This is a genomic window from uncultured Neglectibacter sp. (assembly GCA_937958185.1).
GTDB lineage: Bacteria > Bacillota > Clostridia > Oscillospirales > Acutalibacteraceae > Acutalibacter.
In genome coordinates this window covers 15,445-31,192 of record CALFFN010000007.1, presented here as the reverse complement: position 1 = coordinate 31,192, position 15,748 = coordinate 15,445, and the positions used below count along the sequence as shown (strand labels likewise).

General features: G+C 58.6%; 14 protein-coding genes. 3 read left to right on the top strand and 11 right to left on the bottom strand.

Annotated features, from left to right (window positions below; genetic code table 11):
- Positions 1 to 144 precede the first annotated feature (144 nt).
- Positions 145 to 645 carry a GNAT family N-acetyltransferase gene (locus AB8996_RS02305; RefSeq protein ID WP_369297359.1) on the bottom strand — a complete coding sequence of 167 codons (501 nt, stop codon included), beginning with the start codon at positions 643 to 645 and terminating at the stop codon, positions 145 to 147.
- 154 nt (positions 646 to 799) lie between these two features.
- Positions 800 to 1,480 carry a tRNA (N6-threonylcarbamoyladenosine(37)-N6)-methyltransferase TrmO gene (tsaA, locus tag AB8996_RS02300; RefSeq protein ID WP_369297358.1) on the bottom strand — a complete coding sequence of 227 codons (681 nt, stop codon included), beginning with the start codon at positions 1,478 to 1,480 and terminating at the stop codon, positions 800 to 802.
- Positions 1,481 to 1,712: 232 nt separating this feature from the next.
- Here tsaA and AB8996_RS02295 point away from each other — a divergent pair, with 232 nt between their 5' ends.
- From AB8996_RS02295 to AB8996_RS02285, 3 genes are read left to right on the top strand one after another with little or no spacing between them, the layout of a single operon-like run.
- On the top strand, positions 1,713 to 2,612 hold the full coding sequence (locus AB8996_RS02295; protein WP_369297357.1) for a helix-turn-helix transcriptional regulator: 900 nt from the start codon (positions 1,713 to 1,715) through the stop codon (positions 2,610 to 2,612).
- Positions 2,599 to 3,450, top strand: coding sequence for a CPBP family intramembrane glutamic endopeptidase (locus AB8996_RS02290; RefSeq protein WP_369297356.1), 852 nt, complete (start codon positions 2,599 to 2,601; stop codon positions 3,448 to 3,450). The genes AB8996_RS02295 and AB8996_RS02290 overlap by 14 nt, the downstream gene beginning before the upstream one ends.
- Entirely contained in the window at positions 3,447 to 3,968 is a 522-nt protein-coding gene (locus AB8996_RS02285) for a hypothetical protein (protein WP_369297355.1), read from the top strand. Before AB8996_RS02290 ends, AB8996_RS02285 begins: the two co-directional genes overlap by 4 nt.
- Before the next feature lie 11 nt (positions 3,969 to 3,979).
- On the opposite strand, the gene AB8996_RS02280 is transcribed toward AB8996_RS02285, so the two are convergent.
- The 9 genes from AB8996_RS02280 to AB8996_RS02240 form a co-directional block, all read right to left on the bottom strand.
- On the bottom strand, positions 3,980 to 7,042 hold the full coding sequence (locus AB8996_RS02280) for a cellobiose phosphorylase (protein WP_369297354.1): 3,063 nt from the start codon (positions 7,040 to 7,042) through the stop codon (positions 3,980 to 3,982).
- Between the two features lie 26 nt (positions 7,043 to 7,068).
- On the bottom strand, positions 7,069 to 9,681 hold the full coding sequence (locus AB8996_RS02275) for a cellobiose phosphorylase (protein ID WP_369297353.1): 2,613 nt from the start codon (positions 9,679 to 9,681) through the stop codon (positions 7,069 to 7,071).
- A 315-nt stretch (positions 9,682 to 9,996) separates the two neighbouring features.
- A complete protein-coding gene (locus AB8996_RS02270) occupies positions 9,997 to 10,770 on the bottom strand; it encodes a nucleoside phosphorylase (protein WP_369297352.1) in 774 nt (257 codons plus the stop codon).
- A 143-nt stretch (positions 10,771 to 10,913) separates the two neighbouring features.
- Positions 10,914 to 11,459, bottom strand: coding sequence for an NADH peroxidase (locus AB8996_RS02265; RefSeq protein WP_369297351.1), 546 nt, complete (start codon positions 11,457 to 11,459; stop codon positions 10,914 to 10,916).
- A 61-nt stretch (positions 11,460 to 11,520) separates the two neighbouring features.
- On the bottom strand, positions 11,521 to 11,916 hold the full coding sequence (locus AB8996_RS02260; protein WP_369297350.1) for a Fur family transcriptional regulator: 396 nt from the start codon (positions 11,914 to 11,916) through the stop codon (positions 11,521 to 11,523).
- Between the two features lie 161 nt (positions 11,917 to 12,077).
- A complete protein-coding gene (locus AB8996_RS02255; RefSeq protein WP_369297349.1) occupies positions 12,078 to 12,740 on the bottom strand; it encodes a TrkA family potassium uptake protein in 663 nt (220 codons plus the stop codon).
- 13 nt (positions 12,741 to 12,753) lie between these two features.
- A complete protein-coding gene (locus AB8996_RS02250; RefSeq protein WP_369297348.1) occupies positions 12,754 to 13,377 on the bottom strand; it encodes a TrkA family potassium uptake protein in 624 nt (207 codons plus the stop codon).
- Positions 13,378 to 13,464: 87 nt separating this feature from the next.
- The gene (locus tag AB8996_RS02245; protein WP_369297347.1) at positions 13,465 to 14,019 is read right to left on the bottom strand and encodes an SH3 domain-containing protein; all 555 of its coding nucleotides are present in this window, start codon (positions 14,017 to 14,019) and stop codon (positions 13,465 to 13,467) included.
- A gap of 137 nt (positions 14,020 to 14,156) precedes the next feature.
- On the bottom strand, positions 14,157 to 15,695 hold the full coding sequence (locus AB8996_RS02240; RefSeq protein ID WP_369297346.1) for a carboxylesterase/lipase family protein: 1,539 nt from the start codon (positions 15,693 to 15,695) through the stop codon (positions 14,157 to 14,159).
- Positions 15,696 to 15,748: the final 53 nt, after the last annotated feature.

Below are 15,748 nucleotides of genomic sequence, written 5' to 3'. Positions count from 1 at the left end.
TCGGTGGTTATTTCTTTTGCTCCGCTTTTTTATCTCCCCCGGTAAAACCGGGGGATTTATTTCGCCTCATGGCGCCATAAAAAAGCGGGTATCCGAAGTCTTTTCGGATACCCGCTTTCTTTACACGCCCGCAAAAGCCGGCGTTCAGCTTTTCGGAGCACGCTCCAGATATTTTTCAAAAATGCGGCAGCCGTTGCTGGCGTCCTCCCCGCTGTCGGCAAAACCACAGGCGACCCAGAAGCTTTTCGCCCCCTCGTCGTGGGCGGTGAGGTACAGCCGGTCGCTCAATTCTCCCAGCCTTTTCTCCGCGTACTGCGCCAGCAGCCTGCCATATCCTTTGTGGCGGAGCTCCGGCACAATGCAGAATTCCCGGATCATCCCCCAGCCCGGGCGCATGCACCAGTCGCTTTTTTCGCTGTCCACCTGATACATCACAAAACCCGCAGGTTTCCCATCGCAAAACGCCATGGCGATCTGGGAAATGCCCTGCTCCAGATTGTGCCAGAGTATCCCCTTGGCGATCTTCTCCCGCAGAACCTCCTCCGGGATCCGGGTAAGCCCCAGGTCCTCATAGTTGTACCGCACAAACTGTTCCTCCCACAGCTTTTCCATATCGGGAGTGCAGTCTCGAATTTCAAACTCCATTTCCAGTCCTTTCCGGCAGAACGGCGGCGCTGCTTCAGACCGCGCCCTGCCTCTCTCTCGTCAGGTTTTCTTTCCGCTCATATTTCGTCATACTTACCACGACCCTTCCTTTGGAGTTTTTTATCGAAACCGCCCTTTCAAACGGGTTTCTTCCTCATTCAAATTTGCTGATTTCAAGCACGGTCAATTTGTCCCCTTCCACCCGGAACCTTATGTTGAAGCCGGCAAACGTCATGCCGTACACCCTCTCGGGATCGTTCTGGTAGGGCGGGCGTGGGTCGCCTGCCAGCACGCCGGTCAGCGCCGCCAGCTTTTCCGGCGGTATCTTCCCGGCAAGCCCCGCCGGGAAATCCACCGTCAGGCGGGCTTGATAATCCGCCGCAAAGCCGCCCACCGCCTCTGGGCGGCAGTCCGCATAGGGCAGATAAGGCTTGATATCGAAGATGGGAGTGCCGTCCAGCAGGTCGGCGCCCCGCACATGGAGGACAGGACCATCGGGGGAATCCGGCTCTACCCGCTCCAATTTGACGCAGGAAAGCCCGATGGGATTGGGGCGGAAAGGGGACCGGGTCGCGAACACGCCCATGCGCTGGTTGCCGCCCAGCCGGGGCGGGCGCACCGTGGGCGACCAGCTTTCCCGAACGCTTTCGGAAAATTCCCACAGCAGCCAAATGTGGGAAAAGCCCGCAAGCCCCCGGAACGCCTCCTGCACCCGGTATTCCAGGGCAAAAACCACCTGCGCCCGCAGCTCTTCCACCAGCCCGCTTTGCCGGGGAATGCCGAATTTTGTTTTGAAATCGCTCCGTATCCAGCCGATGGGCTTCATCTCCACCATATCACTTCCCTGCTTTTATTGTAAAAGACGCCGCGGAAAAACGCAAGCCCTCCCTGAATTTTAAGAGCGCGCGGACAGGGAGGAAAACCCCCGCGGTTCAGGCAAAAATCCCCGGCAAAGGGAAAAATGACACGAAAAGTAGCAGAAAATTTTGAAATGCAGCTTCTGCTTGCTTGCAATGTAAAATACACTTGTCTATACTGGGCGTATCGAAGCCAAGGAGGTCGTGAACATGACATTCGCAGAAAAATTGAAATCCGTTCGGAAGCAGGCAGGTATGTCTCAGGAGCAGCTGGCTGAAAAGCTCGGGGTGTCAAGACAGGCGGTCACAAAATGGGAAACCGCCGCCGGTATCCCCGACATTGAAAACATTGTGGCGGTTTCCGCCCTGTTCGGCATTTCCATCGACGACCTGCTCTCTGCGGAGAGAGGGATAAAAGCGCCGGCAGATTATCTTTTTGAAAGTGTCACGGAGTACGACATTGGGGAGACCAAGCATTACGACATGAAATTCGGCGGGGCTAAAAAGCTTGTGCTTTCCGGGTACGAGGGGGAAAAGCTCCGGGTGCGCCTGGCGTCCCAGACGCTTTCCACGCTGCAGAGCGATTTCAAGGTCAGGATAGACGATATCCGAAAAAGGATCGACGTGGACGTGAGCCGCCGCAACGGTATGTCGGAGGCTGCGGCAAAGGAAGCCGTCACCATTTTTGTCCAGCTCCCCAAGCCGTACACCGGCAGTATCGAGTGTGAGGTCAACGCGGAAACGGTGGAGCTGTACTCATTGGAAAGCGAAAGCATTGAGATGACGGTAAAAGCGTCCAGCATGGTCCTGAAGGACGTTTCCGGCACGGTGGAGATCGACTGCGACCTGGATATGGACGTGGTGTGCCGTTCCTTAAACGGAGAGATCGCCATAAACCAAAGGTCAGCCACCTCAAAGATACATATTCCAGACGGCACAGCCTTCACCGCCGTTAAAAAGGGCATAGGCACAAGCATCACCTATGAGAAGGACGGAAAGCCGGCGGAAAGCTTTGCCACGCCCGGCGCGGAAAATGTGATCGAGCTGAACGGCATCAAGAGCGAGCTGGTCATCTGCGCTTTCCGGGAGGGACCCAATGAAACCGTATAAATACAGGCCCATCCGCTTTTATATCACCTGCTTTGCGGTCACATGGGCGTTTTGGATCACCGCCGCGTTTCTCAGCAAGCCGGATCCCGGTCTTTCCTCCGTGTTCATGCTGCTGGGTCTGATTTCCCCCGCTGCCACGGCGGTGATTACCGTGCTGACCTCCGGCAATGCGGCGCTGAAAAATGATCTGAAAAGGAAGCTGGCAGGCTTTTACCGGCTCAATCCCCTGAACATTCTCACAGCGGTCCTGGTCTTTGCAGCCATCGTTGCCCTTTCCATTCTGCTTTCCACCCTGTTCGGGCAGTCCCTGGACCAGTTTGCCTTTACGGAGGATTTTTCCTTTTCCATAAACGGCACCTCCGCCCTACTCACCATTTTACTGGCGACGGTCATTGAGGAGACGGGCTGGCGGGGCTACGGCGAGGATTCCATCGCGTCCTATTTCTCGTGGTTCACCGAGTCCGTCATTTTCGGCGTTGTGTGGGCAATATGGCACCTGCCGCTGTTCTGGATCGAGGGCACGTACCACTACGGGCTGAGGGTCCTGGGCTTCGGCTATATGCTGAATTTTCTGATAAGCGTGATCCCTCTGGACTTTTTGACGACATGGGTCTATGTGAAAAACAACCGCAGTATGCTGGCGAGCATCATTTTCCATCTTTTTATCAACACCATGCAGGAAAAAATCGCCATGACCCCCCAGACAAAATGCGTGGAGACCCTTGTGGTGACCGCCGCAGCGGTAGTGGTGGTGCTGACGAACCGGGAAATGTTCTTTGAAAAGGAGCATATCGGGAACCTGCTGGAATATAAGGAAGAAAGGACAGTCAGAGAATGAGCAATTTAGAAAAGATCCAAAAGGGAATGCGGGTATTCCAAATACTCACAAAGATCGTTCTGGTATTTGCCTGCGTAGGGCTGGTCCTGACGTCGGTCGCGGCAATTCTCGTGGCGGCAGGCGTGCTGACCGCGGAAAACCAGTTCCTCCATTTCCTGTCGGCAACGGCTGAAATGAGCAAAGGGCAGCTGACCGCCAGTTTGACCGCCGCTGCCTGCTCCCTGCTGCTTGGCGGGGCCTGCACAGCCTACGCCTACCGATATTTCACGCTGGAGCTGAAGGAGGGCACGCCCTTTACAAACGCGGGGGCGAACCGGATCAAACAGCTTGGGATACTGACGGTCGTGCTGAGCTTTGTTTCCACACTGGTCAGGGACGTGCTCTATGAGGCGGCAGGTCTGCCGGAATGGAGCAGAGCCGACTTTTCAGGCGGCATTGTGCCCGGCATTCTCCTGATCCTGCTTGCCGTGGTCGTCCGTTACGGCGCGGAGCTGGAGGAAAAGAGCAAGGGGCGCTAGGGCGAACAAGGTCAGCCCAGCTCCACCAGCAGCGCCTTGACGCCGCCGTCCCGCACGGCGCGGGCGGCTTTGCCGGACAGGCGGCAGCCCTCTACCGTTTCGGCAGCGCCGTCGGAATAGGTCAGCGTGTAGCGCAGCGCACGGGTTTTGCCGGGAGTAAGCTCCCCGGCGGCTGTCGCATAGGTGACGGGAATGCCGCCCAGGAAAACCGCCTCCACCCTGCCGCTTTCCGGCAGCAGATAGCCGGGAACGCAGGGGGCAAGCTCCAGCTGCAATTCACCGTTTTCCAGCCGGAAGGGCTGTTTCCCGAAGAACATGATCTGCCATATCTGCAAAAATTCCGCCGTAGAGCCGGAAAGCCGCGCCACGAACCCCCTGCCGTGAACGGCAGGGTCCGGGTTGGCGGAGGAAGCCAGGAACGACACGTTTTCCAGCGGGCTGCGCCCGTACTGCTCCCAGTTCAGGAACGGCACTGCCGCATCGTGGAACGCTTCCGAAAATTCCCCGTATAATCCGCTTTTCAGCAGCTCCAGCAGATATTTGTACTCCATGTGCAGCCAGATGGATTCGTTTTCCAGCCAGCCGGGCGTGAACGCCTTGGCGCGCCCCACCTCAAAGCTTTCGTTTTGCAGGCTGGCGTTGACCTTGTACATATGAAGCTTCTTATCATACAGGGGGCTTGCCTTTACCTGCCGGGCAAGCTCTTCCTTTTTGCCCTGTTCTACGGAAAGCTTCAGGTAGTGGACGGGACCCTCCAAAAACAGCGCCATGGGCTGGGCTTCCAGCTTCAGGGGCATGGGACCCTCCGGGGTGTCGGCAACGGAGACGGCGTTGAAAATGAAGTAGGTAGGGATCACGCCCCCGCCGATCTCACAGGCGGCGGAAATGCCCCGCTGTACAGTTTCCTCCAACCGGGAAAGCTTCTGGGCGAGAACGGCGCAGTCCACCGCTTTCCGCTGACCCTGGTAGCCGTTCTTCGTCTTCTCCCGATAGTTTTCCTTCAGGATATTTTCCCTGTCCCAGATGGTATACGCGTCCTGCTCCCCGGCGAGAATGGCGTCCAGCCCGTCCAGCAGCTCCGCCGCTTCCCGGTACAGCTCGATCTCCCCGCCGCGCTGCTCCAGGGCTTCCACGGTAAAGTGCAGCAGCCGGGCAAGCTCACAGCTTTCCGCCATGGACGAACCCAAAAGCCCCGGCAAGCCGTTTAACGCGTCGTACCAGCCGGGCTTTCCGCCCTCCATTTCCACACCCATTCCGGCAGGGTCAAGGGTGGCGGTCTTTAAGGTGCAAAGCAAAATCATTTTTTCGATCAGGGTGCTCCTGGCTTCCTGCCCGTCCTCTGTGCACATCCATTTCCGGGTGGTATCCTTGGCGGCCGTGTCCAGCGCGTGGTACTGGCGCAAGCCGTTCTTGGTCTTTTCGTACCGTTTGGCTCTGGGGTTGATGAGCACCTTCGTCTCATAATAGCGGTACCGGCGGTCGCCGAACAGCAGGTCGTCCTGCTCCTCCGGGAACACACCCAGATAGGACTCGACCAAATCCAGATTATACGTCCAGTGGTCGCTCCAATAGCCCTCGCCGAAGTCCGCGTTTGCTTCACTGACCGCAGCGCACACCGCCTGTGCAGTGAAAGCGTGGGCTTCCGCCTTGGTCATGCCGCCGTCCTCCGCCGCCATTGCCAGCGCGCCCGGTGTAAAGGGACCCGACAGCAGCTTTTCCGCCTGGGGGAGCCGCTGCACAAAGCGCGCCCGCTCCTCCTCCGGCAGGGTGAAGGTGCTGGGGGTGACGACCAGCGGATTGTAGCCGTCGGTCTGGATCAGGTCGAAGAAGGTATGGATATTTTCCCTGCCCAGTTTGGGCGTAAACTGCACGTCGCAGCGGCGGTTCTGGTTCACGTCCCGGAAATTGCCGTTGCCCTGCGCGTAATATTCCCTGCCCAGGGAAAAGTAATTGTACTCCCGCTCCGGGTCGCCGTGCTTCCTGGAATAGAGGTAAAACGGCGCGGTTTTTTCGCCATCGGTAAACAGCATGGGCGCGCCGCCGCGGAGCAGGTTGTCCAGATACGCCTGTTTGCTGTAGGCGTCAAAAATCGGGTCGGCGGTCTTACACTCTGCCTTTCCGCAAAGGTCGTCCACGATTTTTGCGGCTTCCCGGCGCTTCTCCTCGAACCAGCCGATCCCCGTGACGGTACCGGCAAGCTGCCGCACCCTGCCCTTTTCCTCCGCCTGCCCGTACAGGCTGTAGATCGCCGTTTCCTCGCCCGGCGCAAGGGTGATCTCCTTGGGCAGGAAGCAGCAGGGGAACTGGTTCTGGGTGACCTGCTTCATACGGCACAGCCCCTGTATGCCCTTTTCCAAAAAGCCGCGGGGAACGGCAAAGGAGGTGTCCTCGCCAAACATCAGGGAGCTTTGCACCAGTGGGCACAGCAAATCAAATTTCTCGTCCCAGGCAAGGCAGAAATTGCCCTCCTCTACCATTGTGACCATAGCGGTGTCCGCTGTGGACGCCCGCACCCGGAAATAGGACAGCCCCTTTTCGTGATCCTCCACCTGCATCCACGCCTTGGAAAGCTGGGTCATGTTTTTCAGCATATCCTGATTGATGCCGTAGGGCACCAGGGCGGGCATGCCGTCCAGCACCTCCAGCGCGACGGGCTGCTTCCCTTCGTTGCGGAGCTTCAGCACCCTTGCCAGCGCCGGGGAACGCTCCCCCGGAACGCCGAAATACAGCGCAGAGGCGGACAATTCCCCCGCCTGCTCTATAATTTCCACCTCGCTCATGCCGATGTGCATTTCCGGGTGGTCGGTAAACAGCTCCCGGTACTGCCCGTTTACCTTGCAGAAGGTGCGGAAGCCTGTGCGGCTCACGTCCCGGTACGCCACATGGGCGGGGCAGAATTCCATGATGGCATGGTCCTTATCCGACACACCGAAGCTGCACACCGCCTGCCCGCGGTTGTTGTAATAGCACCACATTGGCACGCCCATTTCCCCGCCGATCCCCGGCAGGAAGCTGGAAAAGGTGGGTTTATTCTGATAGTCGGGAATGATAAAACGGTTTTTCTCGTCAAACATGGATATTCGTCCTTTCTCGGTTCTGATTATTTGGCAGCCAGCGTCACGGTGAGGGTCAGTTCCCCGGCGGACAGTTCATCGGCAGGCAGCACAAGCTCCTCCCCTGTGCCCGTCCAGACCTTTTCGCCGCAGGCGGCGGAAGCAATGCGGTACTGTCCCCAATCCAGGTGCTCCGGGTTCTCATAGCGGACGGTGAGCCTGTGCCCCGCGCTGGTACAAATGATCTCCGCCGCTCCTGTCTCATCGAATTGGTCGGAGGTCAGCTTGGGGGCAAGCACCAGGTCTCCCGCTCTGCCCCGGACACCGAAAGCCTGGGTCTGCAGGGTCAGCAGCCACCAGCTGCCCGCCCCGGTGAGGTAGGGGTACATTCCCCGCCCACGGTCGTCAAAATATTCGGGAATGCCCGGCAGGATACGGCTCTTTTCAAACTGTACGCTCTGGCGGTACAGGGTGCTGAGCACTTTCCAGCCCTCTTTGGCAAAGCCCCTGGAATAAAGGGCGTAGGCGTACATCACCGCCATATGGCAGAACACCGCGCCGTTTTCCTTATGACCGTAAGCAAAGCCGAACATTCTGCCCATATCCAGCTTCACTTCATGGAAATTTGTATTCAGGCAGTAGCCGCCCCGGTTCCCGTCAAAGAGGTAGCGGTCGGCGGAGGAGACGATCTCCCGCGCCTGTTCCTCCTCCGCTGTGCCGGAAAGCAGGGTGAACACCTGCCCGGTGAGCATCATGCGGGGGTCGCCGTGGGCGGCGCCCTCCACGGCGTTGCCGGAATCGTCGTAATAGCTGTTGAACCAGCTGTGCCCCGCGCCGTCTCCCGTCCATTCCGTTTCCCGAATGTGATTTTTTATGCTTTCGCCCATCTGCGCCATTCTATCCGCAAGATGGGGCAAAGAGACTTCCATTTTTTCCGTGGTACCGTTTGCTGCGGCGCAGTAGCCGTACAGCAGCTTCTGCCGCTGCTCCGGCGCGCCGAAATCGCTGTCGATCAGCTCTGCCAGCGGCTTCAAAAGGAATGTGTTCTTCTGCCCTGCCTGCTCCAAACGGCGGAGCAGCTTTGCCAGCGTGTCAAAATTTCCCGCGTAGGCGGCGGTAAACGCCACGCTTTCTCCCCGGGTCCGCGCCATGTCCAGGCCGTCGTTCCAGTCCGCGCCGCGCAGCCGCATGTGCCCGTGCTCGCCAACGTCGAAGAAAGCTGTTGCCGCCTGCAGCAGCAGGTGCTCCAGCACCGTGCCGGAATGGGCAGCGCCGACTTCCGAGCGGGGGCTGCCCTCGCCCCGGAACGCCAGCGTATCCGCAAAATAGGGCTGCTCCTCCAGCAGGAATTTGTCGTCCCCCGTCTCGTCCAGATAGAGGTTGATGGTCAGCAGGGGCCAGAAGCCGTGATCCATCCACACCCGGGGGATATTGTTGCGGTCGGCTTTGAACTCCCCGGGCTTTGTGCCGATAATGGTGGCGTTGGTGCCGTCGGTGCGCACCCCGGCAAAATAGCACAGCAGATCGTTCCGGGTGGCGGCGGGGTCGGTCAGCAGCAGGGCAAGGCTATCCTGCCACAGGTCCCGCCAGCCCCTGCCTCCTCTGCCGTAATCGTGGTGGGGCAGGAAACTGCACCCGCAAATTCTGCGCAGCAGGGGCTGGATCCCTACCCAGCGCATCCATGCGTCAAAGGTTTTGTCCCCGGTGCAGAACTGCTGGGAAGCTGCCCGCTGCCACCAGTCCTTTGTCTCCGCCAGGCTTTTGCTCACAGCGTCGGCAGTCAGGTAAGGTATGGGATCGTCCTGCACGGCAAGCGCCACCTGGTACCGTTTCGTTTCGCCGGGGGCAAGGGTGGTCTCCCGGAAGAACAACGCCCCTACCGCTTCCGTGCCCTGGGCGGTATCGCCCTCATGGAGCAAAGGCGCGCTGCCGGGCTCCGTCAGCGCCTGGGGCCAGTCGTAGCTGCCGCAGCCCACAAAATCCCGCACCTCCGGCACAAAGCCCACAGGCGGCTGTCCCGCTTCCTCCGCGCCGTATACGCGGTAGGTGACCTCTCCTTTCTGGTGCCCCCGCTCGTCAAAGGTCAGGGTGGGGCGCAGCTCCAAACCGTATTTTGTCAGGGTGATCCGATGGAGCAGGCTGGTCACATGACGGTGATCCCGGATATTGTCGGCGGACCGCCCGTACAGCGGCACGGCGGCAACCGGGGTGAACGTCAGTTCCGTTGTTCCCAGATTGGTCAGGGACACCTGCATGATCTCCACACGGTCCCTGCCCGCGGGGACAAAGCTCAGAGTCTCGGCTCTCAGCACTCCGGCCTTTTCCCGGGTCACGCGCTGCCACAGCAGCCCGCCGGTCAGGGTGGAGGTCTCTGACCCGTCCGCCCGCTGCAGGGCGCTTTTTCCCGTCACCGACCAGGGGGCTTCCCCCGGCAGGCAGACCCAGAAATTCCGGGTGGCGGTGCTTTCGTGCAGGGTCTCGGCGCTGGCAGGCGCCAGCAGGAAAGTGTTCTGGTCGGTTTTACAGTCCCCCGCCAGCAGCGGGGTAATGCTGGACATCATGCCGCCCTCATTTACAAGGGGGAAATATACCTCCGGGCACCTGTGGGCATTTTTCAGGACGAAATCGCCCTGACCGTTCAAAAATTGATACGCTTCCATGTTGTCGCCGCCTTTTCTTTCAGGATTTACTGGTCGTCGTTCCGAACCGATTTGTAGTTATAATTTACCTGAAATTTCCTGTCAAGTCAAGTGCGTTTCGTGGATTTTGCCTATTTTAGCAGGATATGGCTTTTCTGCGGCAGAAGGGTTGTTCTCAAAAGCAGACCATATTCCTGCTGTCCCAGGGAAAGCGCCTTGCCATCATTAATTACAAAGCAAGCCCCGGCATTCTCCATGGAAGAATGCCGGGGCTTGCTTTGTCTTATAAAGTTTTATTCATACTGGCACAAACCGCAAGCACGTATTTCTCAGCTGTCAAGCACACTTTCCGTGCAGCCGTTTCCCTGTTTCCAGGGCGGCGGAGAAGCATATTTCCTCCAGCCCGGCGCCCTTTTCGCCCAGAATGCCGGAATTCCAGCCCTCTCCGTCCAGCGTATCGGTGGCGTAGAAGAACTGGGCAAAGTCCACCCCGCGGAACTGCGCTGCTGCCGCAAGGCTGGCGCATTCCATCTCCACGCTGATGCAGCCCTGTTCCCGGCGGCGAGCAAGCTTTGTCTGGGTCTCCCGGTAGAAGGCGTCGGTGGTCCAGGTTTTGCCTTCGGCAAAGGGAAAGCCCAGCCCGTTCAGCGCGTCCCGGCAGGCAGAAACGCAGGCGGGCTTTAGCGCTACCTCATCGGCGGCAGGCAGATAGTGATAGGAGGCGCCCTCGTCCCGAATGGCAGCGGTGGGAACCAGCAGCCTGCCGTGGGCGATCTCGCTGTCCAGCACCCCGGCAGCCCCGCAGAAGACAAAATGCTTCCCGCCCCGGGCAACCAGCTCCTCTAAAATGGATACCGCCGCCGGACCGCCCACATGGGAGACAAACAGCGCCGCTTCCGTATCCCCCGCTTTTACCCGCCAGATGATCTCGTCCCCGGTACAAAATCTGCTCCGGCACAGCTCCTCGCCGCCATACTTTTCCAGCAGCCGGTCCACGATCGGTCGGGAAAAAATCCCAATGCAGATCGGGGGAAAGTCCGGGATCACAGGGTGATGGTCCTCCGGGTTGATGATCGCGCGGCGCTCAGGGTCAAACTCATTGTACAGCATAAACACACCCCTTTTCTAAATATTAGGAGCCAGTATAGCACGGGGCCTGTGGGATGTCAAGGCAAAGTTTTCCCGGACAAAAAACTCTCTGGACATAAAAAAGGACAGGCGGTTTGCCTGCCCTTTTTGTTTTTTGCTTTTTCTTACTTGCCGAAATATCTCTTGAGGAGACCGGCAAATGCCTTGCCGTGGCGTGCCTCGTCCCGCGCCATCTCATGCACGGTATCGTGGATCGCGTCCAGATTCAGCTCCTTTGCCAGCTTTGCCAGCGCGGTCTTGCCGGCGGTAGCGCCGTTCTCGGCTTCAACGCGCATCTTCAGGTTCTTTTCGGTGCTGTCGGTGACGACTTCGCCCAGCATTTCCGCGAACTTGGCGGCGTGCTCGGCTTCCTCATAAGCAGCCTTTTCCCAGTACAGACCGATCTCGGGATAGCCCTCGCGATGGGCGACCCGCGCCATCGCCAGATACATGCCGACCTCCGTGCACTCGCCCTGGAAGTTCTCGCGCAGACCCTCGATGATCTTCTCGTCCACGCCCTTGGCAACGCCCACAACGTGCTCCGCCGCCCAGCTCATTTCGCCGGACTGCTCTGTGAACTTTTCCGCGGCAGCGCCGCAGACAGGGCACTTTTCAGGAGCGGCTTCTCCCTCGTACACATAGCCGCAGATGGTGCAAACAAACTTTTTCATGATAAAAGACCTCCAATATTTTTATTTCGGTCGGAAAACCGACCTGCATTTCGCCTGGATCTTACGCTTCCTTCCGGCAGTGCTCGCAAACGCCCCGAAAAGTGATGCTGGCGCTTTCCACCTGCCGCCCCGTGCTTTCGGAAAGCCGCTGCAGCGCTTCGGAACCAAAGAAATTCCGCTGTATGTCCAGCACCGCGCCGCATTTGTTGCAGATGAAATGGGCATGAGGGGTCACCGTGCCGTCAAAATGCTCCTGCCCGTCGATCACGCCCACACTGACTGCCTTCCCCTCGGCACAGAACCGCTTCAAATTGCGGTATACCGTGCCCAGGCTTAAATTGGGGTACTGGGGCTGCAGCGTTTCATAGACCCATTCCGCCGTAGGGTGCACGGTGGTTTTCTGCAGGACGTTCAAAATCGCCATTCGCTTCTGGCTGAAATTTTCCCGCTTTTCCACAACAACCCCTCCTCTCAATAAAAGCATCTTCCGCTTACAGGCACCAGTATAGCACAGGTTTTTGCTTTTGTAAAGTAGGAATCATTACTAATTTTTGAATTTTTTCTGAACAGCCCGCTGTTCTGCCCTGTAAAAAGCCCACACCCGCGGCTTTCTAAAAGTCATTTTTCCGCAGACAGCACCTTTACCAGCGATTTCTGGGTCTTCTCTCCGGCGACCGCTACCAGCTCGTCGCCCCGCTGCAGTACCGTGGAACCATTGGGGATCGTCAGTTCTCCGCCGCGGATCAGGGAGATCACCAGGGCGTCGGAGGGAAATTTGATGTCTCTCAGCGCCACGCCGTCTAAAGCGGTATTTTCCGGCAGGGTGATGGAGCAGATGCCCGCCTTGCCCTGATTCAGCGTGGCGATCAGGTGCATATGCGCCTGGTCGGCTTCCTGCTCGATCATGCGCGTCAGAATTTCCGCGCTGCACACGATATTTTCCACTCCCAGCAGGCGGAAGGTATCCACGTTCCGGGGGTCATTGACGCGGGCGATCACCTTTTTCGTGTGAAAATGCTTTCTCGCCAGCTGCGCCGCCACCAGATTGTCCTGGTCCACGCCGGTGACCGCCATAAAGCAGTCCGCTTCCATGGTGCCTGCCGCCTCCAGCACGGAAATGTCCGTGCCGTCTCCCCGGCAGATGGTGGCGTCCAGCGCGTCCGCCAGCTTCCGGCAGCGCCCCCAGTCCCGCTCAACGACGCTGACCTCATACCGTTTTTCCAGCAGAGTGCGGGCAAGGTTCCAGCCCGTTTTTCCTCCGCCCATAACGATCATTCGCATTGCAGCAACCTCCTCAATCTATTTTCCGGCTGATCACCAGGGAATCCCCGGCAGCCAGCGGCAAAGCCATGCCGTGCTCCAACAGTTGGAACGCGCCGCTTTCCCGGATCACGCCGAACACGCCTTCGCCGGGGTAGGTCTCCAGCTCGTCCGTCGTTTTGCCAAACAGCCTTTTTTCCACCGGGCGCACCTGCAGGGAAACCGTTGCCGTACCAAAGGTAAGCTGCATGTCCTGCCACGGGCTGGTCAGAGCCGTTACGATCTTCTCCCCTGCCATGTTGGTGGGACACACAGTTTGCAGCCCGAAACTCTCGAACACCGTTTTCTGCTGGGGATCGGAAATACGTGCGATGACCTTGGGCACACCGAAATAGTCTTTTACGAGCTGCCCCACGATGATGTTCAGGTTATCGTCCGCGGTGACCACCGCCACCGCGTCGCAGCCTTCTATGCCCGTGTTGCGCAGAACGTTCAGGTCCAGCGGAAAACCCACGGAGGTCACGCCGCTGAAATCGGCGCTTAAAAGGGTAAGATTGTCGCCGCTTTCGTCCAGCACTTCCACTGTATGTCCGGCGCTGTCCAGCAGCTCCGCCGTCTTTCTGCCCAGCTGCCCGCCGCCGATGATGAGGATATTCATAGTCTGCCCCTTTCTGCATGGAAAAGGACCGAAGGCGGAAGGAGCCGCTCCGGTCCGTCAAAGCTTTTCTCATTCGTGTCCGGAAAATTACTCTCCGTCCTGATCGTTGGAATTTTTCGCGGTATCCGGCTTACTGGAGGACACAGCCGCCGGAGCGCCGGAAGACGCGGACGGGGCGGCAGCCGCAGGCTTCTTGCCCGGATCGTCGTCAATGGGGGCGCCGGAGGAGGATATGTCCGCCCCGGCTCCGCTTTCCCCGGCTACCAGCTTATTGTACTCCGTCAGGGTCACGTTCCGCACATCGGCATACTCCGCGGAGACATAGGCCGCTTTGCCCTCGTACTCTATCTCATACCAGCCGTCGGTTTCCGTATCCTTCCTCAAAGGAAGCATGCTGTTGTATTCCGCCAGACCCAGGATATCCGCGTCGGTAGAGGGTTCAGAGCGGATATTCAGCCCATCGTCCGCCTTGACCCGCACAGCCTTTTTCAACTGTACCGGGGCGGGCGTTGCCATGGGAAGCGACGCCGCAGAGGATACCGGCGCGGAAGAAGCATCCTTTTTCCCGTCCTTCTTTCCGCACCCCCAAAGCCCCGCCGCCAGCAGGCATACCGCCAGCGCCAGGCTCAGATACCGTTTCATCATCGTCCACTCTCCCTCTTCCTGCTTTTTCTCTTATTTCCGATTATACAAAGTTTTACAGGAAAATTCAAGCCCCTTGTCCGCGCTTCAAAAAGGAATTTGAAAAATAGATACGGGGCTTTCCCCGCTTTCTCAGATCAGTGCTGAATAGGCTCGTCTTCGCTCATAAAGGAGAAGGGCGGAGAAAGCTCGTCATGAAGGGCGATCAGGTCCTTATCGAAATTTTCCCGGAGAGAGCATTCCCGGTCAAAGACCATGACCCGCTCTTTCCCCGGCTCACAGGGCTCCCAGCCCGGGTCGCCGTTTCTTGCAAAGCCCACCCACGCGCCGCACATTTTGTTTTCCAGCTCGTCGGTAACGCCCGGCTCGTTGAATACGGGGGTCAGGCAGGTGTTATGGAAGACAAAAGGTATCTCCGAGCAGTGCCATGCCGTCTTGCCGCCGTCGTACAGCGCCTCATAGGCAAAGAGATAGGAATAGGTAGGACATTCGGAGCAGGCTGCCTTCTGCTCAATGAACCGCTGGCTGGGCTTGCGGAACAGGGAATCCAGCGTCAGCAGGGTGGTCAGGTCCTTTTCGCCCCACGCCCTGCGGAACAGGTCGATCAGCTCGCCGCTGCGCTCACCGTATTTCTTCTCAATGAGGGCGGTCTTTTCGTCCTCGGTCAGATCGTTGCGGGTGGGAATGCCGGGGGCAAAAGCGAACTCGCCGAATACCGAGCCCACCATGACGGGAATGGTCCTGGCGTGCTCCGTAAAGCCTACGTCCTTGGGGTCGCCCACATAGAAATCGTTGGGGGCGGGGGTGCTGCCCGTGTATATCCCCTGGCGCTGCAGGGCGGGGACCACCTTTTCATAGGCTTCCGCAAGCCGCTCATAGGGCAGGGTCTCCAGCTGGGAAACGTCCTTTTCCGTGAGCCCCATTTCCTTCAGCATTGCCAGCACCACAGGTCTGCCGTCGGGCTTCAGCTCCTCTCCCCAGTCGCCGATCACGCCGCTCTGTATGATGCCCTTATGGAACAGACCGTCCGCCGAGGGGGTCTGCATCAAAGTGTAGACCTTCATGCCGCCGCCGGACTGCCCGAACAGGGTGACGTTTTCAGGGTCCCCGCCGAAAGCTTCGATATTTTCATGGACCCACTGCAGGGCGGCGACCAGGTCGGCGTTGCCGGCGTTGCAGGAATTTTTATATTTTTCGCCGAAGGGCTCCATGTCAAGGTAGCCCAGCAGGTTCAGGCGGTGGTTGACGGAGACCACCACCACGTCTCCGAACCTGCTCAGGTTCTCGCCGTCATAGGCGATGTGCTCAATGGCGGAGCCCGCGGAGAACCCGCCGCCGTGCAGCCACACCATGACCGGTTTTTTGGCGTTCCTGTCCAGGGACTGTGTCCAGATATTCAGGTTCTGGCAGTGCTCGCTCATGGGCCAGTACCGATGGGGCACCAGCACCTCGCCGTTGGGCGTTTCCTGATGGAGCAGCGGGCACACAAAGCCGTAGGACAGCGCGTCCTTGACCCCCTCCCATGGCTTTACCGGCTGCGGGGGCTGGAACCGCTCTGCCCACGCGTATTCAATCCCCTGGAAAATGTAGGTCCCGTCCAGCCGGAAGCCGCGAAGCTTCCCGGCTTTCGTCTCTACCACAGGGTCTGTTTTCGTGCATACAAATTCTCTCGCCATATGTTTTTCCGCCTTTCTCCCGAGCTGCTTCGGGCACATGAAATAAGCTTTGC